This is a genomic window from Micromonospora sp. WMMD723, assembly GCF_049863385.1.
Taxonomy (GTDB): Bacteria; Actinomycetota; Actinomycetes; order Mycobacteriales; family Micromonosporaceae; genus Micromonospora; species Micromonospora wenchangensis.
Genome location: NZ_JBMKNR010000001.1, coordinates 5,741,425 through 5,765,055, shown reverse-complemented (window position 1 = coordinate 5,765,055; position 23,631 = coordinate 5,741,425). Strand labels below are relative to the sequence as shown.

Annotated in this window: 18 protein-coding genes; 10 read left to right on the top strand and 8 right to left on the bottom strand. The window is 74.7% G+C overall.

All coding sequences use genetic code 11. The features are described 5' to 3' along the window. Positions 1-254: 254 nt before the first annotated feature. Entirely contained in the window at positions 255-1,160 is a 906-nt protein-coding gene (locus ACN261_RS24970; RefSeq protein ID WP_421482089.1) for an alpha/beta fold hydrolase, read from the bottom strand. 144 nt (positions 1,161-1,304) lie between these two features. Here ACN261_RS24970 and ACN261_RS24965 point away from each other — a divergent pair, with 144 nt between their 5' ends. Then, entirely contained in the window at positions 1,305-2,009 is a 705-nt protein-coding gene (locus tag ACN261_RS24965) for a hypothetical protein (RefSeq protein WP_425852448.1), read from the top strand. A gap of 82 nt (positions 2,010-2,091) precedes the next feature. On the opposite strand, the gene ACN261_RS24960 is transcribed toward ACN261_RS24965, so the two are convergent. Next, positions 2,092-2,820, bottom strand: coding sequence for a TetR/AcrR family transcriptional regulator (locus ACN261_RS24960; RefSeq protein WP_421482087.1), 729 nt, complete (start codon positions 2,818-2,820; stop codon positions 2,092-2,094). 87 nt (positions 2,821-2,907) lie between these two features. Between ACN261_RS24960 and ACN261_RS24955 the strand changes: the two genes are divergently transcribed. After that, positions 2,908-3,804, top strand: a complete 897-nt coding sequence (locus tag ACN261_RS24955) for an NAD(P)H-binding protein (protein ID WP_425852446.1) — start codon at positions 2,908-2,910, stop codon at positions 3,802-3,804. Positions 3,805-3,856: 52 nt separating this feature from the next. After that, positions 3,857-4,441, top strand: a complete 585-nt coding sequence (locus ACN261_RS24950) for a maleylpyruvate isomerase N-terminal domain-containing protein (protein WP_425852444.1) — start codon at positions 3,857-3,859, stop codon at positions 4,439-4,441. 8 nt (positions 4,442-4,449) lie between these two features. On the opposite strand, the gene ACN261_RS24945 is transcribed toward ACN261_RS24950, so the two are convergent. Both ACN261_RS24945 and ACN261_RS24940 read right to left on the bottom strand, forming a co-directional pair. Beyond that, positions 4,450-4,926 (bottom strand): DUF1992 domain-containing protein, encoded by a 477-nt coding sequence (locus ACN261_RS24945; protein WP_421482084.1) that lies wholly within the window; start codon positions 4,924-4,926, stop codon positions 4,450-4,452. A gap of 81 nt (positions 4,927-5,007) precedes the next feature. Further along, positions 5,008-5,556 (bottom strand): GNAT family N-acetyltransferase, encoded by a 549-nt coding sequence (locus ACN261_RS24940; RefSeq protein WP_421482083.1) that lies wholly within the window; start codon positions 5,554-5,556, stop codon positions 5,008-5,010. Positions 5,557-5,676: 120 nt separating this feature from the next. Between ACN261_RS24940 and ACN261_RS24935 the strand changes: the two genes are divergently transcribed. Beyond that, positions 5,677-6,327, top strand: coding sequence for a LysE family translocator (locus ACN261_RS24935; protein WP_421482081.1), 651 nt, complete (start codon positions 5,677-5,679; stop codon positions 6,325-6,327). Positions 6,328-6,332: 5 nt separating this feature from the next. Here ACN261_RS24935 and ACN261_RS24930 read toward each other — a convergent pair whose 3' ends face one another. Next, a complete protein-coding gene (locus ACN261_RS24930) occupies positions 6,333-7,619 on the bottom strand; it encodes an O-antigen ligase family protein (RefSeq protein ID WP_421482079.1) in 1,287 nt (428 codons plus the stop codon). A 10-nt stretch (positions 7,620-7,629) separates the two neighbouring features. Continuing rightward, on the bottom strand, positions 7,630-9,723 hold the full coding sequence (locus ACN261_RS24925) for a beta-galactosidase (RefSeq protein ID WP_421482078.1): 2,094 nt from the start codon (positions 9,721-9,723) through the stop codon (positions 7,630-7,632). A gap of 155 nt (positions 9,724-9,878) precedes the next feature. Between ACN261_RS24925 and ACN261_RS24920 the strand changes: the two genes are divergently transcribed. The 5 genes from ACN261_RS24920 to ACN261_RS24900 all read left to right on the top strand — a co-directional run bounded on the left by ACN261_RS24920 (position 9,879) and on the right by ACN261_RS24900 (position 19,595). Continuing rightward, positions 9,879-12,215 (top strand): TIM-barrel domain-containing protein, encoded by a 2,337-nt coding sequence (locus ACN261_RS24920; protein ID WP_425852440.1) that lies wholly within the window; start codon positions 9,879-9,881, stop codon positions 12,213-12,215. A gap of 205 nt (positions 12,216-12,420) precedes the next feature. Further along, positions 12,421-13,641 carry an ROK family transcriptional regulator gene (locus ACN261_RS24915; protein WP_425852438.1) on the top strand — a complete coding sequence of 407 codons (1,221 nt, stop codon included), beginning with the start codon at positions 12,421-12,423 and terminating at the stop codon, positions 13,639-13,641. Positions 13,642-13,876: 235 nt separating this feature from the next. Beyond that, complete coding sequence (locus tag ACN261_RS24910) at positions 13,877-16,339, top strand: glycoside hydrolase family 3 C-terminal domain-containing protein (protein WP_425852436.1); 2,463 nt, start codon at positions 13,877-13,879, stop codon at positions 16,337-16,339. Continuing rightward, positions 16,336-17,394 carry a LacI family DNA-binding transcriptional regulator gene (locus tag ACN261_RS24905; RefSeq protein ID WP_421482074.1) on the top strand — a complete coding sequence of 353 codons (1,059 nt, stop codon included), beginning with the start codon at positions 16,336-16,338 and terminating at the stop codon, positions 17,392-17,394. Before ACN261_RS24910 ends, ACN261_RS24905 begins: the two co-directional genes overlap by 4 nt. Continuing rightward, positions 17,391-19,595, top strand: a complete 2,205-nt coding sequence (locus ACN261_RS24900; protein ID WP_421482073.1) for a glycosyl hydrolase family 95 catalytic domain-containing protein — start codon at positions 17,391-17,393, stop codon at positions 19,593-19,595. Before ACN261_RS24905 ends, ACN261_RS24900 begins: the two co-directional genes overlap by 4 nt. 28 nt (positions 19,596-19,623) lie before the next feature. On the opposite strand, the gene ACN261_RS24895 is transcribed toward ACN261_RS24900, so the two are convergent. Continuing rightward, positions 19,624-20,133: an NUDIX hydrolase gene (locus ACN261_RS24895; protein WP_425852432.1), complete on the bottom strand. Its 510-nt coding sequence runs from the start codon at positions 20,131-20,133 to the stop codon at positions 19,624-19,626. An 81-nt stretch (positions 20,134-20,214) separates the two neighbouring features. Between ACN261_RS24895 and ACN261_RS24890 the strand changes: the two genes are divergently transcribed. Then, positions 20,215-21,363, top strand: coding sequence for a hypothetical protein (locus ACN261_RS24890; RefSeq protein WP_425852430.1), 1,149 nt, complete (start codon positions 20,215-20,217; stop codon positions 21,361-21,363). Here the strand turns inward: ACN261_RS24890 and ACN261_RS24885 are convergent. Continuing rightward, positions 21,348-23,432, bottom strand: coding sequence for a molybdopterin-containing oxidoreductase family protein (locus ACN261_RS24885; protein ID WP_425852428.1), 2,085 nt, complete (start codon positions 23,430-23,432; stop codon positions 21,348-21,350). The genes ACN261_RS24890 and ACN261_RS24885 overlap by 16 nt on opposite strands. Positions 23,433-23,631 lie beyond the last annotated feature (199 nt).

The following is a 23,631-nucleotide window of genomic DNA, read 5'->3' as shown; positions in this document are numbered from 1 at the left end:
GGTGCAGACGGCCGACGCGTAGCGATCTCAGGCGGATGGAAGGGTTGCAACAGAACAGACATTATGGTGCTCCACCGTTATGCCCGTTTTGACCGCCCTAATTAACGGTTTGTCATTACCGGTTATTCGTTAATTCGCCAGCACGGGTTGGGGTGACCACCGGGGCGGGCCGTCGCCGCCCCGCCGGACCAACAGCCCGCCGTCACCCCGCACCCGGGCCACGGACCATCCGCCCGGGTGCGGGGTGACGTGGTTCAGGTCGTGTGGCGGATGATCGAGCCGGCGATCCGCTCGGTGAGTCCGGGGGCGAAGAACGGGTGGTGGCCCATCCCGGGCACGATCTCCAGTTGCGCCGTGGGGATCTGCGCCGCGAGTGCCTCGCCGTGGGCCGGCGGGAACAGCGGGTCGTCGCTGCCGTGCAGGACCAACGTCGCGGCCGTGATGCCGGACAGCGACGCCCGCCGGTCGTCGTCCCAACGCCGACCGGCCAGATCGTGGTTCGCCGCGGCGGCGAGGTTGCCGGCCCGGTCGTGACAGTGTTCGACGAACCGCCGCGCGGCCGGCTCGTCGAAGGGCAGCACGTCACCGTTGAGCACCCGCCAGGTCTGCACGTCGGCGTCCACCCGCTGCTGCGCCGTCGCGCGGGGTGCCCTCGCCGCGCCCATCAGGTGGTCGAGGAACCGTGCCGTCGGAGGTGGGAGTTCACCCTCCGCGGCCGGTTGACCCGCCAGCGCCCGCGCCCACGCCGGTCCGGGGTTGTTCCCCATCGGGGAGGAGGCCATGGCCGTCAGCGTGCGGACCCGGGCCGCCCGGTGCACGGCGAGCCACTGCCCGATCGCCGCCCCCAGCGACGTCCCCACGATGTGCGCGGCGGCGACACCGTACGCGTCCAGGACGGTGACCGCGTCCGAGGCCAGGTCGGCGAGCGCGTAGGGGTGCGTCGCGAAATCGACGGAGTCGGACCGGCCGGTGTCACGGTGATCGAAACGGATCACCTGCCGGCCGCTGTCCACCAGGGCTTCGACCAGTTCGTCGGGCCAGCCGACGCCCTGGGTGGACGTGCCCATGACCAACAGGACGGTGGGGTCGTCCGGGTGCCCGAAACGCTCGGTCCACAACCGGACGGCCCCGCGAACGAACTTCTCCTCGCCAGTAAGCATGGCGGCACGGTAGCGGTCACCAGTTCACACGTATGCCACTACCCTTTGTAGTGAAGAAACGCGCCCGTGAGATAATAGAGGGGCAGGACGGCGCCTACGGCGAGCCGGCTGCGGTCGTCGACCCGCCGGCCCGAGAATCGACGGATGGCGACGGCCCTGCGCTACCACGCGGCTCTGCACTACTACGTGGTCCACGACGGTGCCGGCGAGCCGGAGGGGTTGCTGGCCGAGGAGTTCCTCCTCGCGGCGGACCACTCCTGCATCGGGTTGGTGGGTGGCGGCTGGAGCCGCTCGGAGCACCGGTGGCACGACGCGTCGGCCACCAGCCGGCGGCTGCGCGTCGATCCCGCGCTGCGGGCCCGGCTGACGCCCGTCAGCCGGGACGGGGCGGCGACGCTCTACCGGGAGCTCTGCGGTGCCGCCCTGCCGGACGAGGCCGCGCTGCGGACGTGCTTCGGTGCGCCTTCCGCGCCGCCGTCACCGCCCCTGTCGCTGCATCGGCCCGAGGCCACACCGGGGTTCCGCGAGACGCGCACCTACCGGATCCTGTTCGCCGGCGCGCTGGCCCCGGGTGGGCTCACGGCGCTCGGCGGAGCGTGGCAGATGCCGCTCACCGGCGATCTCGCGGATACCGGGGTACGCGTCCTGGGCACGGTGTGCCGTCAGGTCGGCCGGGACGCCTTCCGCTGGGAACTGCGCCGCATCGCCGCGGGCGCCGCGTGGGGACTGGACGTGACGTGTGACCTGACGGGCGACCGTGACGAGGCGGTCGGTGTGCTCCTGCGCGCCCTGACGACGCAGGTGCAACTCCAGGGGCTGGTCCCCGTCACCGTCGACCGGTTCCGCTGAGCGCTGGCTGCGTGAGGCGGTGGGCTGAGGATCGCGTCGTGGCCAGGCGGGGTGGGGGACGGTGACGTCGGGTCCGGGCCGGCTAGGGCTGCGGGTGGCGTAGCCGGGCCAGTGACCGGTTGAGCCACTCGGTCAACAGCGCGCGTTCGGCGTCGGTGAGGCCGGGCAGGTCCGGCGTCAACGCCGCGAGGGTCACCGCGACCGTGCGCAGGGTCGGGTCGGGGGTCACCGGGGCGGCGGTGAGGATGCCGCCGAGGACGGCGTCGAACACGGCGTCGCCCAGTCCGGGGTCGCGTTGCGACGCGGGGGTCCCCAGCAGGGTGAGGATGACGCCGGTGCCGGCGGCGTGGATCATCATGGTGGCCCGCTGCTCGTCGACCCGCAGCCGGCCGGCGGCGGCGAGCCGGCGCACCCGCGAGCGCAGCACCGTCAGGCCCGCCACCGACGCCGGGGACGGGTCGCCGGGCCCGCGCGTGCCGAGCAGCCGGAACAACTCGGGGTTGGCCAGGCCGAACTCCACGTGCGTACGCCACCCGGCACGCAGGTCGGCCACCGGATCCTGCGGCGCGGTGTCCGTGGCCATCGTCTTGGTGGCGACGTAGCTGGCCAGCACGTGTTCGGCGACGGCGTCGACGAGGCCGTTCTTGTCCCCGAACAGCCGGTAGATGGTGGGTGCCTGCACGCCTGCGGCCTGGGCGACGGCGCGGGTGGTCACCGCGTGCGCCCCGTGCTCGCGCAGCAGGCGGGCGGCTGCCGTGACGATGTCGGATCGCACGTCGTCGCGGGGCGGGGTGTCGGGCGTCACGGTCACGAATCAACGATAACAGCACCTTGTTAGCAGCGAAGTATCGATGTTAACGTCTGCGCCGTAACGCTGGTTCGTCGAAGGGGTCCCCTCGTGTACGTCATCACCGGTGCCACCGGGCAGCTCGGCTCCCGGATCGTCGACCAACTGCTGGCCCGGGTGCCCGCCACCGCCGTCGGGGTGAGCGTGCGCGACACCGACAAGGCCATCCACCTGGCCGAACGAGGCGTACGGGTCCGTCGGGGGGACTTCACCGACCCCGCCACGCTGGAGCGCGCCTTCGCCGGGGCCGACCGGGTACTGATCGTGTCCGCCGCCATCCGGGGCGGCGACGCGGTCACCGCGAACCGGGCCGCCGTCGACGCCGCCCGCGCCGCGGGAGCCGCCCGCATCCTGTACACCAGCCACCAGGCCGCCTCCCGCGACTCGCTCTTCCCCGCCCAGGTCACCCACGCCGCCACCGAGGAGCACCTCGCCGCGACCGGGGTGCCGTTCACCGCCCTGCGCAACGGCTTCTACGCCGGCGCCCTCGGGTTCGCCATCGGCGACGCCCTGACCACCGGCCGCCTGGTCGCGCCGGCTGACGGGCCGGTGTCCTGGACCGCGCACGACGACCTGGCGGAGGCCGCCGCCATCGCGCTGACCGGCCACGGCGTGCTCGACGGCGTCACCCCCGCGTTGACCGCCGGGCAGGCCCTCGACCTGGCGGACGTCGCCGGCATCCTCACCGACCTCACCGGGCGCACCGTCACCCGGCTCGTCCTCGACGACGACGAGTGGCGGGCCGCCGCCGTCGCCCGGGGCATGCCCGCAGCCGCCGCCGACTTCACCCTCGGCATGTACCGGGCCGCCCGGCGGGGCGAGTTCGCCGTCACCGACCCGACGCTGGAGGCTCTCCTCGGTCGGCGTCCGACACCCGCCCGGCGGGCGCTGGAAACCCTCGTCGCCGCCGCGTCCCCCACCGGCCCGCAGCCGGTACGTCGGGCCTGAGCCGCGCCACACGGCCCGACGCGCGGGACCCGGCGGTGCGAGGATCGGTCGCATGCCCACCGAGGAACGACTGGCCGGTCGCGGGGTCCGGGACGCCGTCGACGAACTGACCCGTACGCTCGGCCCGCACACCGACCGGGACTGGAGCGCCCCCGCCGGGGACCTGGAATGGTCGTGCTGGACGACCGCCGCGCACGTCGCCCACGACCTGCTCGGCTACGCCACCCAGCTCACCGGCCGGCCCGACACCGGATACCTCCCGCTCGACCTGCGGGTACGCCCCGACGCCACCCCCGCCCAGGTGCTGGTCGTGGTGGCCGCCTGCGCAGGGCTGCTCGCCGCCGCGCTCGACACCGTCCCCGCACACGCCCGCGCCTGGCACTGGGGTCCCTGCGACCCGGCCGGCTTCGCCGCCATGGGCATCGCCGAGACGCTGCTGCACACGTACGACATCACCCGGGGGCTCGGGGTGACGTGGCGGCCGCCGACGGCACCCAGCGCGGCGGTGCTGGGGCGGCTGTTCCCCGACGCGCCCGCCGGTGATCCGGCCGACGTGCTGCTGTGGATGACCGGGCGGGCCACCCTGGGTGAGCGGCCCCGGCGCACCGCGTGGACCTGGCGGGCCGCCGTCGACTGACCCGGCGGCTACGCCGGCGGTCGCCGCCACGGCCAGCGGAACCGGGGGCGTCGGGCGGGGGGCGCGGGCGTCGGAGCGGATGCAGCGGGCACGGCGCGGGTGGCGCGGTGGGCCCGCCACTGGCGCAGCACCGCCTCGGTGTCGACCGGGCGGACCGCCACCCGGGGCCCGGTGGGATACCGCAGCCACGCCACGATCTCCTGGTTGAGCAGCCCGACGAACTCCCGGACCGACTCCTCGGTGGGCAGGTCACGGACCTCGTCGGGCACCTGCTCGACCCGGCGGCGCAACTGCAACGGGGTGGGCAGCAGCAGGTCGGTGGGCAGCGCCTCCCGCTCCAGGAAACTGGTGATCCACCAGGACTCGTCGTAGGGGACGTCGCGGCCGGGGATCGGTTTGCCCATGCCGGGCAGGTTGTCGAACTCGCCCCGTTCCTGGGCGCTGCGGATCTGCGCCTCGACCGAGGCCTCCCACGCGTCCACCATCCTCCGGACACCTCCCCCGCCACCGTATCCGCCCGGCCGTCACCGGTGCAGCGCCCGCGGGGCGGGCGGCATTCCCCGGGTTCAGCGGTGGTGCCGCACGTGGCGGTGCCCGTCGAGGGGGAACGGCGGCCGGGCGGGCAGCACCTCGACGAACGGGAAGCCGCTCTTCTCCGCCACCCGGCAGGACGCCGGGTTGTCCAGTTGGTGCAGCAACTCCAGCCGGGCCAGCCCGGTCGCGGCGAACCGGGTGAACGCCCACCGGCTCACCGCGTCCACCGCCCGGGGCGCCACCTGACGGCCGCGTGCCGGCCCGGCCGTCCAGTAGCCGATCTCCGCGTCGGCGCGGCCCGGCACCACGTCCTTGAGCAGCACGCAGCCGACCACCAGGTCGCCGTCGGGGGTGGGCTCGCAGACGGCGAAGCTGAACCGGCGGCCCGCCGCCCAGCCCTGCCGGTTGCCGTCGACCCAGCGTCTGGCCTGTGCCGGGGTGGTCAGCGGGTTACGGGTCCGGGCCCGCAGCTCCGGATCCCGGTGCGCCTCGACCAACGCGTCGACGTCGTCGTCGCGCCAGCAGCGCAGGAGCAGTCCGGGTGCGGTGACGGTGGGGGCGGCCCGCAGGGTCACAGACATCTGAGCAGTGTGGCCGCTGTCCCGCCCGTCCGGAACCCCCGACAGGGCCGGGCACCACGGGGCGTCGCCCGACGACGGCGCGGCGTAAGGTGCGGGGCAGGACGGCGGACGGGGGCGGCGATGGTCACGGTCGGTGCGGTGGCGGGAATCGCCCTGGTGGCGCTCGGTCTGGTGCTCACCCCGGGGCCGAACATGGTCTACCTGGTGTCCCGGTCGGTCAGCCAGGGCCGCCGGGCCGGGCTGGTGTCCCTGCTCGGGGTGGCCGCCGGGTTCGGCGTCTACCTGGCCGCCGCCGTCGCCGGCATCGCCACGGTCTTCGTGCTGGTACCGCCGCTGTACACGGCGGTGAAGCTGGCCGGTGCGGCGTACCTGCTGTGGTTGGCGTGGCGGACGCTGCGCCCCGGTGGGCGCTCGGCGTTCACGCCGCAGGAGCTGCCGGTGGACCGGCCGCGCCGGCTGTTCGCCATGGGCCTGCTCACCAACCTGCTCAACCCCAAGATCGCCATCCTGTACGTGTCGTTGCTGCCGCAGTTCGTCGACCCCGCCCGGGGTGACGTGGCGGTGCAGAGCCTGCTGCTCGGCGGCACCCAGATCGCCGTCGCGTTGACGGTGAACACGCTGATCGTGCTGACCGCCGGGTCGGTGTCGGCGTTCCTGGTGCGCCGGCCGGGCTGGGCGCGGGTCCAGCGGTGGGTGACCGGCAGCGTGCTCGCCGCGATGGCCGTGCGGATCGCGGCGGACCGGTCCCGGGCCGCGGTGGCGACCGGTTGATCCGCTCAGACCGGTGACGGCCGGGGTGCCGCCGCCGGCAGTTCCCGGTTCACCGGGCCGTCGACCGCGGCCACGGCCAGCCCGATCGCGTAGAACATCACCGACAGGTTCATGTCGGTGAAGCCGTAGAACGGGGCGAGGGCGAGGGCGACCACCGGCACCACGCTCAGCCACCTGCCGGCCGCGGACACCGCGACGGCGGTGCTGCGGACCAGCACCACGAGCAGGGCCAGCAGCGTCAGCAGGGCGGGGATGCCGTAGCTGTACATGGTCAACCAGACCTGGCCCTGGGTGCCGAGGGGTTCCGCGCCGGTGGTCGTGTCGGCGCTGCGTGGGGTGCCGTAGCCGAGCAGCGGCGAGTGCAGGACCGCGTCGAGGGTCTGCCGGTACAGGTCGGCGCGGTCGCGGGTCGAGTCGGTGTTCTCCACCCGGTTCATGATCATGTCGCCGACCGGGACGACCAGGGTGACCACCCAGGCCACGGCCATCCCGGCGGTGATCGTGCCGATCAGCCGGACGTCGCCGCGCACCAGGGCGCGCAGCCCCAGGTAGAGCAGGCCCACCCCGAGGCCGACGAACATGCCCCGGTTGAGGGTGAGGAACGCCGGCACCAGCGCCAGCGGCAGGGACACCAGCAGCACCCGGCGCAGCGGTCCGGTGCGCACCGTCGACAGGTACGCCAGCACGCACGGCACGAGCAGCGCGAACCCCGTACCCCAGTTGTTGGTGTACGGGTACGGGGCGGCCGTGCGGTAGTACGGGTTGCGACCGGTGGGGTTGAACTCGGTGGAGTGCACGTGGGTGACCGCCCGGATCATCCGCTGCCCGGCCAACCCGTCGGGCAGCAGCACCTCCACCGGGGTGGTCAGCGCGAGCCGGGGGGCCAGCACGCCGAGCCAGCCGAGCGCCACCATCCCCAGCCAGAAGAACAGCACCGGTTGGAACAGCCGGTCCCAGCGGGCCCCCTGCCGGGCAGCGGTGTAGACGTACAGGTAGACCACGAGGGCGGTGAGGACGAAGCCCAGCCGTAGGCCGTAGCCGAGCAGGCTGCTGGCCTTCTCCAGCCGGGTGGCGCTGACCACGACGAGGCCGACGAGGACGAACCACAGCGCCGAACCGGGTGGCCAGGACACCCGGCCGTGGGTGAGCAGGACCACCGCCAGCAGCATCCCGAACAGCGCCCAGCCGAGGTAGAGGCCGCCGAGCGCCCACCACAGCGGCATCGCCGCGAACATCAGGTACAGCGGCCAGAGCGGCAGCGTGCGCGGTGCCGTCGTGTTCCTCGTCCCCACCGGGGCAAGGTTAGGCCGGTGGGGTCCGGTCGGTCATCGGCGGAGTGGCTGTGACGGACACCATCGGGGCCGTTTCCTCGCGGATCACCGCGACGCCGCCGGCCGGCAGGACCACCGTGCCGTCGGCGGGGGCGTCGGTGAGCAGGTCGACGCCGGTGGTGGGCACCCGCTGCGGCCGGTCGGTGTGGTTGAGCAGGAACAGCCAGCTCCCCTGCGGGCCGGCGCGGCGGACCGCCTCCACCCCGGGTGGGGCGTCCGGGCAGACCGGGGCGAGGCCGGCGGTCCGGGCCACCTCGGTGAGCAGCCGCCGGTAGGTGCGGTCGTCGGGCCGGGTCGACAGGTACCAGGCGGTGCCGTCGCCGGTGCGGTGCCGGGTCACCGCCGGTCGGCCGTCGAGGACCCCGCCGACGTACGTGCCGACCGGTTCGGCGCCGCACAGGTGCACGGTCTCCGACCAGATCCGGCCGGTCCCGCCGCCGGAGAGCAGCACCTGTTCGTCGGCGGCGAGCGGGTGGAACTCCTCCACCCGCAGGCCGAGCAGGTCCCGGTACGCGCCGGGGTAGCCGCCGAGGTGTACCCGGCCGTGCGGGTCGGCCACCCCGCTGAGGTAGCTGACCAGCAGGTGTCCGCCCGCCTCGACGTGGGCGCGGACCCAGCCGGCGGTGGCGTCGTCGGCCAGGTAGACGGCGGGCAGGACGAGCAGCCGGTACCGGTCGAGCGGGTCGCCGGGGACGACGATGTCGCAGCCGTACCCGGCCCGCCACAGCGCCCGGTGCGCGGCGGCCAGTTCGGCGTGCCCGTCGAGCAGGGTCGAGGGCATGCCGGGGTGGCGCAGCGCCCAGCCGCTGGCCGCGTCGAAGGCCAGTGCGACCGATGCGGTCACCTCGCCGGCGGTGACCTCGGCGAGCCGGTCGAGGTGCTCGCCGAGGCGGACCGTCTCACGGAAGACCCGGGTGTCCGGGCCGGTGTGCGGCACCAGCGCGGAGTGGAAGCGTTCCGCGCCGCCGGCCGGGGCCCGCCACTGGAAGAACATCGCCCCCCGGGAGCCGCGGGCGACGTGGGACAGGCTGTGCCGGGCCATCCGGCCGGGTTCCTTGGTGTGCGAGCGGCCGGTGGTGTGGATCTGGCTGGCGGCGCTCTCCATCAGCAGCCAGGTGGCCGGCCCGTCGGCGGGAGGCGCGCCGCGTCGGGTGGTGGCCCGGCGGCGGCCGTGTCGCGCCCAGCCGCGGGCCAGGTCGGCGGCGAGGGCGGTCTGTTCCTCGGCGCCGCCGTCGACGGCCGACGGGTAGTGGTCGACGGCGACCAGGTCCACCTCGGCCGCCCAGCGGGCGTGGTCGACCGGCACCCAGTCGCCGAGGACGTAGTTGGTGGTGACCGGCAGCGCCGGGTTGGCCGCGGTGAGCAGGTCACGTTGTTCGACGTACGCGGCGAGCAGGGTGTCGGACCAGAACCGCCGGAAGTCCAGCAGCTGGCCGGGGTTGCCGAGGTACTGGGTGGCCCGGGGGGTGCTCACGTACGCCCAGTCGGTGTAGTGCTGGCTCCAGAAGCTGGTGGCCCAGGCGTCGTTGAGGGTGTCGAGGTCGCCGTGGCGTTCGATGAGCCAGCGGCGGAACGCGGCCTCGGCGTGCGGGCAGTGGCAGGTGGTGCCGTACTCGTTGTGCACGTGCCACAGGGCGACGGCCGGGTGGTGGGCGTAGCGGGCGGCGAGGGTGGCGGCGATGCCCCGGGCGGCGGCCCGGTAGGCGGGGGCGGCGGCGCAGTAGGTGTCGCGGCTGCCGTGGTGCAGTCGGACGCCGTCGGCGGTGACCGGCAGCGCGTCGGGGTGCGCCAGGGAGAACCAGGGTGGTGGGGACGCGGTGGGGGTGGCCAGGGCGACCCGGATGCCGCCGTCGTGCAGCAGGTCCAGCACCTCGTCGAGCCAGCCGAGGTCGTAGCGGCCGGGGGCGGGTTCGAGGCGGGACCAGGCGAACACGCCGACGGTGACCAGGTTGATCCGGGCCCGGCGCATCAGGGCGACGTCCTCGCGCCAGGTGGCGGCGGGCCACTGCTCGGGGTTGTAGTCACCGCCGTAACAGAGCCGCCCGTCGTCCCACATACCCACCATCCCGTCGACTTTGTTTGATAGGTGTCCAAACTATGGAGGTGATTTACCCATGTCAATCGGGTTGACCGCTGGTCAATCGAAGTCGCTCGTTGACAGTTCGTTGGGAAGGCAAAGAAACTGTCGGTACCGCCGGAAAACGTGCCGAGGAGACGCCGATGCCGTACCGACCGCCACTGGTCCCGTACGAGACGTTCGTGGCCGACCCGCCCGACCTGCCCGTACGGGAACCGGGCGAGGACGGGGTCGCCACCGTCGGCCGGGCCGAGGTCGTCGCCACCGACGGGCACGGCGTCACCGTCAAGGCCACCCTGTCCGACGGCGGCAGCCTGGTGGTCCGCCTCGACGCCGCCGGCCACGGCGTGATCCGGGTCCGCCTCGCCGAGGACCCCCAGGCCCGCAGCCGCTCGGCCCGCGCGCTGCCCCTGGTCCACCCCCGGGCCCACCCCGCCGCGATCACCGTGGACGACACCCACGTGCTCATCGACGCCGGCGCGGTCGTCGCCGAGATCCGCCTCGACCCCTGGCACCTGCGGTTCCTCACCCCCGACGGACGGGTGCTGCTCGACCAGGACCCCGGCACCCGGGACATCAGCGGCCGCCGCCGCACCCTGCCGTTCGGCCGCAGCAGCGTCGACGGCACGCCCGTCGCCTGGCACGAGAGCTTCGTGGCGTTCGGCGACGAACGGTTCGTCGGCTTCGGGGAGAAGTTCACCCCGCTGGACAAGCGTGGCCAACGGGCCCTGATGTGGAACTACGACGCCTTCGGCGGGGAGTCCGAGCGGTCCCACAAGAACGTGCCGTTCTACCTGTCCGACCGGGGCTACGGGGTTCTCGTCGACAGCGGCATGCCGGTGCAGTTCGACGTGTGCCAGTCCACCCACAGCGCCGTGCAGATCCTCGTCCCCGACGACCTGCTCGACTACTACGTGCTCGCCGGCCCCACCCCCGTGGAGGTGCTGGACCGGTTCGACGAGCTGACCTGCCGGCCGTACCTCCCGCCCAAGTGGGCCTTCGGGGCGTGGATCTCCTCCGGGTTCTACCCCGACAGTCAGCAGCGGGTGCTGGAGCGGGCCCGCCGCATCCGGGACCGCGACATCCCCTGCGACGTGCTGCACCTGGACTGCTACTGGCAGGTCGCCGGCCGCTGGTCGGAGCTGCGCTGGGACGACGAGGCGTTCCCCGACCCGGCCGGGATGCTGACCACCCTCGCCGGGCAGGGCTTCCGGGTGTGCCTGTGGATGAACCCGTACCTGATGACCGACAGCCCGCTCTACGCCGACGCGGCCCGCGCCGGCTACTTCCTGCACCGCGCCGACGGCAGTACCTACGTGGCGGACGTGTGGCACGGCAGCTACCCGGCCAGCGCCATCGTCGACTTCACCAACCCCGACGCCGTCGCCTGGTTCCGGGGACTGCTGCGCCCCCTGCTGGAACAGGGGGTGGCGGTGTTCAAGACCGACTTCGCCGAGGGGGTGCCGGCCGACGCGGTGGCGCACAACGGCATGACCGGCGTCGAACTGCACAACGTCTACACCCTGCTGTTCAACGACATCGTCGCCGACCTCACCGAGGAGGTCGCCGGGCACCGTACGGTGTGGGCCCGCTCGTCGTACCTGGGCGGGCAGCGGCACAGCGCGCAGTGGAGCGGCGACGTCAACGCCACCTGGCCCGGACTGGCCAGCACCCTGCGCGGCGGCCTGTCGCACGGGCTGTCCGGGGTGCCGTTCTGGAGCCACGACACCGGCGGTTTCCACGGCACCCCCGAGGCGGACCTGTACGTGCGGTGGACCCAGTTCGGGGCGCTGTCACCGCTGGTCCGGCTGCACGGCACCACGAGCCGGCTGCCGTGGGACTTCCCCGCCGACACCGAACGCGACGCGGTCGCCGCGCTGCGGCTGCGCTACCGGCTGATGCCGTACCTGTGGTCGGCGGCGGTGGAGTCGGCGCGTACCGGAGCGCCGATGATGCGGGCGCTGCTCGTCGACACCCCCGAGGACCCGACCGCGTGGACCACCGACCTGCAGTACCGGCTCGGCACCGACCTGCTCGTCGCCCCGGTCACCGACCCGTCCGGACGGCGGGCCGTCTACCTGCCCACCGGCGACGACTGGATCGACACCGGCACCGGCGAACGGCACGGCGGCGGCCGGCACCTGCGGGTGGCCGTGCCGTTGCACCGGTTGCCGCTGTTCGTCAGGTACGGCGCGCTGGTGCCGCTCGTCGCGGCCTCAGGCACCGTCGGCGACGGCCCGTTCGACGACGTCACCCTGGTCAGCTGGGGTGGTGTGGACGCCCGTACGGTGCTGCACGACGTCGACGGCGACACCGTGGTGCAGGCGCTGCGTGACGGCGACACCCTGCGGGTCCGCACCGACGGGCCGCTGCGGGTCCGCCGGCTGAGCGTGGTCGGCGACGACGCCCCCCGCCGGCTGCTGCTCAACGGCGAACCGGTCACCCCGACGCCGTTCACGCCGTGGTTCCCGCCGGACTGACCCCACCGGGCCGGGTGGCTGTCCGGGCTCCGGACGTGCCGCTAGAGTTAGTTGAGTTTCCAGCCGAACAGACGCACCGACGGCGCACCGGCCCGCCGACGGCGTCGCCCACCGGCCGACCCGGCGTGCCCGTGCGGGGTCGATGGTGGGCGATGACGCACCGGCACGGCACCACCCACCGTCGGGCGCAGGGAGCGGACAGACCGTGATCAGCATCCACAACGAACCGCAGCCGACCGACCTGGGCGACGTCCGGGTGGCCAACCGGGCCGTGGTCCTGCGGCACGTCCGCCTGCACGCCCCCTGCTCCCGGGCCGACATCGCCGCCACCACCGGGCTCAACAAGGCCACCGTGTCCAGCCTGGTCACCGAACTGCTCGACAGGCGGCTGGTCCGCGAGACCGGGCTGACCGGCAACCGGGTCGGCCGGCCGGCCACCATGCTCGTCCTCGACGGCTCCCCGTACGCGGCACTGGGCCTGCAGATCGGCGCGGACGACCTGGTGGTGGTCGCCGTGGACCCGGGCGGCAACCGGCTGCTCACCTGGCGACGGGCGTTCCCCGCCCCCACCGCCTCCCCCGCCGACACCGTCCGGGCGCTGGTCACCCTGGCCCGCCGCGCGATCGGCCGGGTCACCGGGCAGGGCCGCACCGTGCTCGGCCTGACCGTCGGGGTGCCCGGCCTGGTCGACACCGCCGGCGGGGTGCCCCTGGCCAGCGGCCTCGGCTGGCGGGACGTCCCGCTCGCCGCCGACCTGCGGGCCGCGCTGCGGGAGACCGGGTTCACCGTCACGGTGGACACCGACGCCAACCTCGCGGTGCTGGCCGAACAGCGCCACGGCGCGTACGCCGGCGCCACCGACCTGGTCCACGTCACCGGCGGGGTCTCCGTCGGCGCGGGGGTGCTCGCGGGTGGCCGGCTGCTGCGGGGCGGCCGGGGCCACGCCGGTGAACTCGGCCACCTCTGCCTCGACCCGGCCGGGCCACCGTGCCCGTGCGGCCGACGTGGCTGCCTGGCCGCGTCGACCGCGCTGCCGGCCGTGGTGGCCCGCCTGCTGCCCGACGCCACCCAGGACGGCCCGGTCACCGACTACCTGCCGGAACTCGACCGGATCGTGGCGTCGGCCCGGCAGGAGGACCCGGCCGTGCTGGCCGGGCTCGCCGAGATCGGCCGGCACCTCGGGCACGGGGCGTCGGTCCTGGCGAACCTGCTCAACCCGGAGGCGATCGTGGTCGGCGGGCACTTCGCCACCCTCGCGCCCTGGCTGCTGCCGTCGGCCCGCGCGGAACTGGTCGCCCGGACCCTCGCCCCGCAGGCCGGGGGCTGCCGCCTCGACGCCTCCACGCTGGACTCCGCCGCCCCCGCGCTGGGCGGTGCCACCGCCGCGTTGGCCACCATCGAGGCCGGTCGACTCCCCGCCGGCTGATCCGGGGGCCGGTCACCTCTTGACCGGCCGACGCGCAGGTGCCAACCTCGAACCGCCGCCCCGTCGTTCGGGCACCCGGGGCGGCACGTTTTCCGCAGTCGTCGAAGCGCTTCGCCGCTCCGGGCCGACGACCGCCACCACCCTCACTCCGCGATGCCGCACGTCACCACGACCGTCGAAACGCTTCGACGGTCGGCCGGACGCCTCACCGCGAGCCACCGGAAGGTAACCGCAGATGAACGACCCCACCGGACCGTCCCCCGAAACGCACGCCGACGAGCTGCTGGCCCAGCTCACCCTGCCGGAGAAGATCGGCCTGCTGCACCAGTGGCAGGCCCCCGTGCCCCGGCTGGGCCTGCCCGGCTTCCGCACCGGCACCGAGGCGTTGCACGGGGTCGCCTGGCTCGGCCCGGCCACCGTCTTCCCGCAGGTCGTCGGCCTGGCCAGCAGCTGGAACCCCGACCTGATCCGGGCCGTCGGCGACGCCGTCGGCACCGAGGTGCGGGTCAAACACCAGGCCGACCCCGCCGGCGTCGGACTCAACGTGTGGGCGCCGGTGGTCAACCCGCTGCGCGACCCCCGCTGGGGCCGCAACGAGGAAGGCTGGTCGGAGGACCCGTGGCTGACCGGCCGGCTCGCCACCGCCTACGCGTCCGGGCTGCGCGGCGACCACCCCCACCGGCTGCGCACCGCCCCGACGGTGAAGCACTTCCTCGGCTACAACAACGAGACCGACCGGGCCACCACCTCCAGCGACCTGCCACCCCGGGTCCTGCACGAATACGAACTGCCGGCGTTCCGCGCGCCCCTCGCCGCCGGGGCGGCGGTCGCCGTGATGGCCTCCTACAACCTGGTCGACGGGCTGCCCGCGCACCTGAGCCCGCTGCTCAACGACGAACTGCGCCGGTGGACCAGCGACGAGGTGATGGTCGTCGGCGACGCCGGGGCGGTCACCAACATCGCCGGCGTGCAGCGCCACCTGCCCGACCACGTCACCGGATTCGCCGCCGCCCTGCGCGCCGGCATCGACAACTTCACCGAGGACGACACCGACAGCGCACCGACCGTCCAACGCCTCACCGAAGCCCTACGCCGGGGACTCGTCGACGAATCCGACGTGGACCGGGCGGTCCGCCGCATCCTCAGCGTCCGCATCCGCCTCGGCGACCTGGACCCACCCGGACAGGACCCGTTCGCCGGGGTCTCCCCCGACGTGCTCGACAGCCCCGCCCACCGGGACCTGGCCCGCGAGGCCGCCCGCCAGTCGATCGTGCTGCTCGACAACGACGGGCTGCTGCCACTGCCCATCCGCACCCCACCCCGGGTCGCGGTCCTCGGGCCGCTCGCCGACACCGTGTACGAGGACTGGTACAGCGGCACCCTGCCGTACGCGGTCACCGTCCGGGAGGGCCTCGCCCGGGAACTGCCCACCGTCACCCACCACTGCGGGGCCGACCGGATCGCGTTGCGCGTCGGCGACCGGTACGTCCGCTGCCCCCGCTCCTCCGAGGGTGGGCCGCTGACCGCCGACGACGGCCGCGACGGCACCTGGTTCGACGTGTTCGACTGGGGACAGGACGTGGTGGCGCTGCGCGCCGTCGCCAACGGCCGGCACGTCGGCGCCGACGACGACGGGGCCCTGGCCAACGACCGCCCCGGACCGGGCGGCTGGATCGTGCGGGAGACCTTCCACTTCCGGCACCGCCCCGACGGCACCACCCTGCTGCACCACCTCGCCACCGGCGCGTACGTGCGGGTCGACGAGGACGGGCGGCTGCGCGCCGACGCCACCGACCCGGACACCGCCACCACGTTCACCGTCGAACCCGTCGCCGACGGCGTGGCCGAGGCCGCCGCGCTGGCCGACGCCGCCGACGTGGCCGTCGTCGTCCTCGGCAACCACCCGATGGTCAACGGCCGGGAGACCGAGGACCGCGTCGACCTGGCCCTGCCCGCCGGGCAGGAACGGCTGCTGCGCGCCGTGCACGCCGCGAACCCGCAGACGGTGCTGGTGCTCACCAGCAGCTACCCGTACGCGGTGGGCTGGGCGCACGAGAACCTGCCGGCGGTGCTGTGGTCGGCGCACGGCGGGCAGGAACACGGCACCGCCCTGGCGCAGGTGCTGCTCGGCGCAGCCGACCCCGGTGGCCGACTCACCCAGACCTGGTACCCCGACGCCGCCGACCTGCCCGACCTGCTCGACTACGACGTGATCGGCGCCGACAGCACCTACCTCTACTACCGGGGTGAGCCGCTGTACCCGTTCGGCCACGGCCTGAGCTACGCCCGGTTCCACTACGCTGACCTGCGGGTGGACCAGCCGACGGTGACCGCCGGCGGCGAGGTCGAGGTGAGCGTCGAGGTCACCAACACCGGCGACCGGGAGGGTGAGGAGACCGTGCAGCTCTACACCCGGCAGCGACGGTCCCGGGTCAAGCAGCCGCTGCGGCAGCTCCGCGACTTCACCCGGGTCACCCTCGCCCCCGGCCAGCGGCGCACCGTCACCCTGCGGCTGCGCGCCGACGACCTGACCTGGTGGGACGAGCAGCGCGGCGGCCCGGTGCTGGAGGACGCCACCCACACCCTGCTGGTCGGCCGCTCCGCCCGCGACATCCGCGCCGTCGGCGCGGTGACCGTGCACACCCGCGCCGCCGCGCCCCGGCCCCGCCCCACGGTGACCGCCGGCGGTGCCCGGTGACCGGCGCGTCCGGGCGCAGCCGCAAATCGCCCGACCAGGTCACCATCGTCGACGTCGCCCGGCACGCCGGAGTGGCGGTCAGCACCGTGTCGTACGTGCTCAGCGGCAAACGGGCCATCTCCGAGGTGACCCGCACCCGGGTCCTGGCGAGCATCCGGGAACTCGGCTACCACCCCAACGCCGGGGCACGGGCGCTGGCCAGCCGACGCGCCAACACCATCGCCCTGGTGCTGCCGTTACGCGCCGGCATGCAGGTGCCGGTGGTGATGCAGTTCGCGATCGCGGTGGTCACCACGGCCCGCCGCTTCGACCACGACGTCCTGCTCGTCACCTCCGACGAGGGGCCGTCGGGGCTGCGCCGCATCGCCGGCAGCGCCATGGTCGACGGGATGCTGGTGATGGACGTCGAGCTGGACGACTCGCGGGTGCCGCTGCTGCGGGACCTGACCCGACCCAGCGTCCTGATCGGCGTCCCCGCCGACCCGACCGGCCTGACCTGCGTGGACCTGGACTTCCACCGCGCCGGTCAGGTGTGCGTGGAACACCTGGCCCGGCTCGGGCACCACCGGGTGGCGCTGCTCGGCGCTCCCGCCGCCGTCTACGACCGGGGCACCGGCTTCGCCCACCGCACCCGCGCCGGGGTGGCCGCCGCCGCCGACCGGCACGGCGTCACCGTCGTCACCCAACCCTTCGAGGAGGGGCCCGCGGCGATCCGTCAGGAACTCGCCGACCTGCTCGACCGGCACCCCGACCTGTCGGCGCTGGTGGTGCAGAACGAGGCGGCCGTCGGGCCGGTGCTGGCCTGCCTGCCTGCCCTTGGCCGGCGGGTGCCGCAGGACATGTCGGTGGTGGCGATCTGCCCCGACCAGTTCGCCGAACAGGCCGCGCCCCGGATCACCTCGGTGCCGGTGCCCGCCGAGGAGATCGGCCGGCAGGCGGTCGCGTTGCTGATGCGCAAACTGCACGACGAGCCGGTGCCGGAGGTGACGCTGCTGCCACCCCGGTTGACCATCCGGGACAGCACCGCCGCGCCGACGGCCCGGACCCCCCGGTGACCGGCGGGCCACCCCCGTCGGCACACCGCATCTGGGACGACGCACCGGCCGCCGACTGGACCGACGCCTTCCTCACCGGCAACGGCGAGTACGGACTGATGGTCCCCGGTGACCCGCACGCCGAACGGCTGGTGGTCAACCACCACCGGTTCGTGCTGCCCAACGGCACCCACGACGCGCGGGCCCCGCACCTGGCCGCGTTGCTGCCCCGGATCCGGGAACTGGTCCTCACCGGCCGCCGCGCCGAGGCCGGTGAACTGCTCACCGGCGGTCGGGACCTGGCGTGGACCCAGTCGTACCATCCCGGGTTCGCGCTGACCGTCGACGCCCCCGCGACGACGGTGCGGGACTACCGGCGGCACACCGACTTCACCACCGGCGAGGTGGTGGTGCGGTGGTCCGGGCGGCGACGACGCAGCTTCGTCTCCCGCGCCGACCGGCTGGTCGTCACCCACCTGGACCAGGGCGACTGTGTCGTCGGGGCGACAGGTGACCTGCCCGGCCGCCCCGACACGGTGCACTACGACACCACCGCCCACCGCCACGACGGGCTGGTGTTCCTGCGGGTCCGGGGCCGCTACCCCGACGTCGGCGGCGCGTACGGCTTCGAGGCGGTGACCCTGGTCCGGGGCGACGCCGAACCCGCCGGTGACCGGGTGCTGGTACGCGGACCGGCGCTGCTGACCACCGCCCTGGAACGCACCGCCACCGCGGCCTGGCCCACCGCCGCGCAGCAGCGGCGACTCGCCGACGGCCCGACCGACTACCCGACGCTGCTGGCCCGGCACGTCACCCGGCACACCGGCCCCTACCGGCGGGTCGACCTGGACCTGGCGGTGCCGGCGGCGGACCGGGACCTGCCCGTGGGTGCGTTGCTCGCCCGGCAGGTCACCGCCGGTGACCGGTTGGACCCGGCGCTGCTGGAACGGCTCTTCCACGCCGGCCGGTACCTGCTGTTCAGCGCCAGCGGGGTGCTGCCACCCCGGCTGACCGGCATCTGGACGGGTTCCTGGGACGCGGCCTGGGCGGGGGACTTCACCACCGACGCGAACCTCAACCTGCAACTGGCCGGCGCGAACGTCGGCGCGTTGCCGGAGGTGACCGCCGCGCACGCCCGGCTGGTCCGCGCCCAGGTCGGACACTGGCGGGCCAACGCCCAGGCCGTCTACGGGGCACGGGGTCTGCTGGCGCCCAGCCGCACCGACGGTGAACACGGGCACCTGTTCCACGTCCACCCGCACTGGCCGTTCACCGCGTGGCTGGCCGGCGCGCACTGGCTGCTGCACCCGCTGTACGAACACCACCAGGTGACCGGGGAACCGTTGGGGGAGGTGGCGGGGTGGCTGGCCGAGGTGGCCGACTTCTTCACCGACGTGCTCACCGACGTCGACGGGCAGCCGGCGCTGGTGCCGTCGTACTCGCCGGAGACCGGCCCCCTCGACGACACCGACCGGCCGGTGCCCGTCGCCGTGAACGCCACCATGGACGTCGCCGCCGCCCGGCACGCCATGACCGTCGCCGCCGAGGTGACCGGGTCGCAGCGGTGGGCGGCGGCCCGGGACCGGCTGCCCGGCTACCGGGTCGACGCGCGGGGCGCGTTGGCCGAGTGGGCGTGGCCCGGCTACCGCCCCGACGACGACCACCGGCACGTCAGCCACCTCTACCCGGTGTGGCCGACCGGGGAGATCGACCCCGACGACACCCCGGAACTGGCGGCGGCGGCGCACCGGGCGTTGACGCTCCGCGGCGACGAGGACGGCTCCGCCCACGGCACCCTGCACCGGGCCCTGGTGGCCGCCCGGCTCGGCGACGGGCCGCTGGTCGGGGCGTACCTGCGGCGGATCGTCGCGGCGGACATGTTCTTCCGGTCGTTGATGAGCGCCCACAACCCCGGCCGGGTGACCTACAACGCCGACGCCGCGCACACCCTGCCGGCGGTGCTGATCGAGGCGCTGGTGCAGTCCCGGCCGGGACTGCTGCGGCTGCTGCCGGCACTGCCGCCGGGCCTGCACCGGGGGACGCTACGCGGGGTGACCTGCCGGGGCCGGATCACCGTCGAGGAACTGACCTGGGACGACGGTCGGGTCACCGCCCGGCTGGTCGCCGCGAGCAGCCGCCGGATCCGGGTCCGCAGCCCCTACGGCGACACCGGCTGCGACCTGCCGGCGGGCACGGCGGTGCGGGTGACCCACCGCCGGTGACCCGCCCAGGGTCCGGCAGGCACGCGGGTCACAGCGCGTCGGGTCGGCACAGGGCGGGATGCCGCTGCCCGGGGCGCGCATACCAGGGGGCGGCGTCGGCAGCGGCGGCGGTGTCCAACCGCAGCCGCGCCCACTCGTCCAGCTGCGGCAGCGCGTCGGGGGCGAACCAGCCCACCTCGGTGGACTCGTCGCCGTCGGCGCGGGGCCGCCCACCGACCGGCCGGCACCGGAACCACACGTTGAGGTATTCGCAGGCGTCGCCGTTGGGGTAGACCACCGGGTGGGTGGCGACCCCGGCGAGCCGGTCGACGACGACCCGCACCCCGGTCTCCTCCCACACCTCCCGCACGACCGCGTCGGCCGGCTGCTCACCCGGGTCGACGACGCCGGCCGGCAGCGACCAGCGGCCGTTGTCGCTACGGCGGGCCAGCAGCACCCGACCGGCGTCGTCGTGGACCACCCCGGTCACCCCGGGCAGCAGCAGCAGGTCGTGTCCGACGTGGGCGCGCAACTTCACGATGTACGGGGAGACGGCCACCGGCCCACCGTAACGGTCCCGGCGGCGCGGGTCGTACCGGTTGCGGTGGCGTGCCCGGGCAGCCTCTAGACTTCCCCGTCGATGGACCCGCAGCCCACCACCCCCGCCGACCTGCGTCCCTGCGCGCACTGTGGACGTGACGTCCCGCAACGTGCCGGTGCGGGACGCCCGTTCCGGTACTGCCGGGACAACGACGGCGCCTGCCAGCGGGCGTCGCGTAACTCGCGGATGCGCCACCGCAACGCCCCCGGACTACCCGGCCAGGTGGCCCGCACCTGGGAGGTCGTCGACCGGCTCGACCAGGTGGTGGAAACCCTCACCGAGGCGTTGCACGCCGAGTTGTCCCCGGCGGGGGTGCAGCGGCAGCTCGCCCAGGCCCGCGCCGACGCCGCCACCGAGATCGCCGCCGCGCACACCGCCCGCGACGAGGCCCGCGAGGCCGCCGAGACGGCCGCCGCCGACACCGCCCGCGCCCGGCAGGAGACCCGGGCCGCGCTCGCCTCGGCCGACGCGGCGCAGCAGCGCGCCGAGCAGGCCGACACCCGCGCCGCCGCCGCCCGGGAACAGGCCGACCAGGCGCTCACCGCCGCCGACACGGCCCGCCGCGACGCCGCCGCCGCCCAGGCGCTGCGGGTGCAGGCCGAACGGGACCGCGACGCCGCCCGCCACGAGCTGCGGACCCTGCGCGCCGAACGGGACACCGCCCGGCAGCTCGCCGCCGACCTGACCGTCGACCGGGACGCCGCCCGCGCCGACGCCGCCCGGCACGCCGCCGACGCGCAGCGGGCCGTCGCCGACGCCACCGCCGCCCGCCAGGAGACCCGGCAGGCGCAGGCCGCCGCCACGGCGGCCCGCGCCGACGCCACCGCCGCCGCCGACCAGGCCCGGCAGGCGCAGGCCGCGATGCAGGAGGCCCGCCGTGACGCCGACGCCGCGCGCGCCGACGCCGACGCCGCCCGCGAGGAGGCCGCCGCGCGGACCGCCCGCGCCGGGGAGGAACTGGCCGCCGCGCTGGCCCGGGTGGACGCCCTGACCACCGAGCTTGCGCAGGCCCGCGCCGAGGTGGCGCGGGCGCACCAGGCGTCGGCCGCCGACCGGGCCCGACTGGCCGAGCTGGACCGGGCGCTGGCTGACCGGGACGCCGCCCAACGCCGTGCCGCTCAACTCGCCGACCAGGTCAGCGACCTGGCCACCGCGTTGGCGCGGATCAGCGCTCAGTCGCCGGGCTGATCGGGCTGAATCGTGCCGGTCGGGGCGGCCTGCACCTCGACCCGGGTGTCGTGGAACGTCGGCCCACCACCGAGGTCGGTGTCACGGACCCCGGTGACCGCGTTGACGGTGCTGCCGCCGGGACTCAACCGCGCCCAGTACGCCTTGTAGGTGAACGCCAGCCCCGGGCGGGTGGCGTCGTCCACGGCGACGGTGGCCAGGAACTCCCCCCGGTCGTTGTGCACCCGCGCCGGGTCGCCGTCGGTCAGGCCCCGGGCGGCGGCGTCGACGGGATGCAGGTGGATGCGGGGCGGACCGGTGCGGCTGCGGTGCCACGGCAGCGACGCGAACGTCGAGTTGAGGAAGAACCGGCCGGCCGGGGAGATCAACGCCAGCGGGAACCGGCGGGCCAGCGCGGCGTCGGCCACCTCCACCGGCGGCGTGTACCCGACGAGCGGGTCGACGCCCTGCCCGGTCAACCGCGGATCGTGGAACCGGGCCCGCCCGTCGTGGCTGGGAAACCCACCCTCGGCGTACGGGGCGGAACCGACGGGCACACCGGTGGCCCGCACGTACGTCCGGCGGGTCAACTCGTCGTAGTCGACGCCGGTGCCGTCGAGCAGCTGCCGTGCCAGGTCCTCGTCGCTGTCGCGCAGCCGGGGATGGTCCAACCCGAGCGCGGCGGCGATCCGCCGGAAGATCTCCGTGTTGGGCAGCGCCTGCCCCGGCGGGTCGAGCACTGGCCGGTTCAGGGTGGCGTAGTGGTGGCCGTAGGAGGTGTGCAGGTCGAGGTGTTCCGGCTGCATGGTGGCTGGCAGCACCACGTCGGCGAAGTCGCAGGTGTCGGTCCAGCGCTGCTCCAGCACCACCGTGAACAGGTCGGCGCGGGTCAGGCCGCGACGCAGCCGGTTCTGGTCGGGGACGGTCGCGACCGGGTTGGTGTCGAAGACCACCAGCGCGGTGACCGGCGGGTCGGCCTCGTCGGTGAGCGCGGCGGCGAGCCGACTCATGTTGATCGACCGGGCCGGCGGGGCGGGCATCCCGGCGGGCCGGGCGACCCGGTCGGCGTCGATGCGGTGGTGCCCGCTGGTGGTGGCCAACGCCCCACCGCCGGGATACCGGAAGTCCCCGGTGAGCAGGGGGATCGCCGCGATCGCCCGGACCGCCTGCCCGGCCCCGGCGTGCCGCTGCAGACCCAACCCGATGCGGATGGCGGTGGGCCGGGTGGTGGCGATCCGCTCACCGAGGTCCCGCACCACGTCGACGTCGAGACCGCACTCGGCGGCGGCGCGGGTCACCGGCCACTCGTCGAGGCGGGCCTGCAACCGGTCCCAGCCGACGGTGTGCGCGGCCACCCACGGCAGGTCGACCGCGCCGAGATCCCGGATGTGCCGCATCAACCCCAGGGCGAGCGCGGCGTCGGTACCGGGCAGCGGCGCGACGTGCGTGTCGCTGCGGGCGGCGGTGTCGGTGCGCAGCGGGTCGATGGTGACGACGTGGGCGCCGCGCTGCTGGGCCTGCCGCACGAACGGCCAGTGGTGCAGGTTGGTGGAGAGCAGGTTCGCCCCCCACAGGACGACCAGTTTCGCCTCGACCACCGACTCCGGTTCGAAACCGACGGACCCGCCGTAGACCGACGACAGGGCGGCCCGGGACGCGGCCGTGCAGATGGTGGTCCGCAGCCGCGACGCCCCCAGGTGCGCGAACAGCCGCGGCCCCATCGACCAGCCCTGCACCAACCCCATCGTGCCGGCGAAGTAGTAGGGCAGGACCGACTCCGGGCCGTGCACGTCGATGCTGGCGCGCAGCCCGTCGGCGACCCGACGGACCGCCTCGTCCCAGCCGGCCGGCCGGTACGACACCGGCCCGACACCCTTCGGGCCGACCCGCACCAGCGGGGTGGTCAGCCGGTCCGGCCCGGTGACCGCGTCGAGGTACCGGTTCACCTTGCCGCACAACGCGCCCCGGGTGAACGGATGCTCCTGGTCGCCGCGCAGCGCCACCGGTCGACCGTCGGTGACGGTGAGCTGCCACACGCAGGTGTCGGGGCAGTCCAGGGGGCACGCGCCGGGATGCACGGTGGTGGCCATGCCGCGGATGCTATCGTCACCGGCCGCCCCGCAACGGCCCGTCACCGCTGCCACCGCATCCGGCGGCGGCTACCATCGCGGTGCACACACCGATGTCGACCCGGCCGGGACGAACCCGCCGGGTCGGTGTGGTGGCCGGCTACCCTTGCGGGGGTCGTCCCACCCGTCGGGGCGGGAATGCCCCGGCGGTGACCGGCCG

Coding starts and splice junctions, on each gene's coding strand:
- ACN261_RS24970 (WP_421482089.1), bottom strand. CDS start 1,160: ATGCTTACTGGCGAGGAGAAGTTCGTTCGCGGGGCCGTCCGGTTGTGG.
- ACN261_RS24965 (WP_425852448.1), top strand. CDS start 1,305: ATGGCGACGGCCCTGCGCTACCACGCGGCTCTGCACTACTACGTGGTC.
- ACN261_RS24950 (WP_425852444.1), top strand. CDS start 3,857: ATGCCCACCGAGGAACGACTGGCCGGTCGCGGGGTCCGGGACGCCGTC.
- ACN261_RS24945 (WP_421482084.1), bottom strand. CDS start 4,926: ATGGTGGACGCGTGGGAGGCCTCGGTCGAGGCGCAGATCCGCAGCGCC.
- ACN261_RS24940 (WP_421482083.1), bottom strand. CDS start 5,556: ATGTCTGTGACCCTGCGGGCCGCCCCCACCGTCACCGCACCCGGACTG.
- ACN261_RS24935 (WP_421482081.1), top strand. CDS start 5,677: ATGGTCACGGTCGGTGCGGTGGCGGGAATCGCCCTGGTGGCGCTCGGT.
- ACN261_RS24925 (WP_421482078.1), bottom strand. CDS start 9,723: ATGGTGGGTATGTGGGACGACGGGCGGCTCTGTTACGGCGGTGACTAC.
- ACN261_RS24920 (WP_425852440.1), top strand. CDS start 9,879: ATGCCGTACCGACCGCCACTGGTCCCGTACGAGACGTTCGTGGCCGAC.
- ACN261_RS24910 (WP_425852436.1), top strand. CDS start 13,877: ATGAACGACCCCACCGGACCGTCCCCCGAAACGCACGCCGACGAGCTG.
- ACN261_RS24890 (WP_425852430.1), top strand. CDS start 20,215: ATGGACCCGCAGCCCACCACCCCCGCCGACCTGCGTCCCTGCGCGCAC.
- ACN261_RS24885 (WP_425852428.1), bottom strand. CDS start 23,432: ATGGCCACCACCGTGCATCCCGGCGCGTGCCCCCTGGACTGCCCCGAC.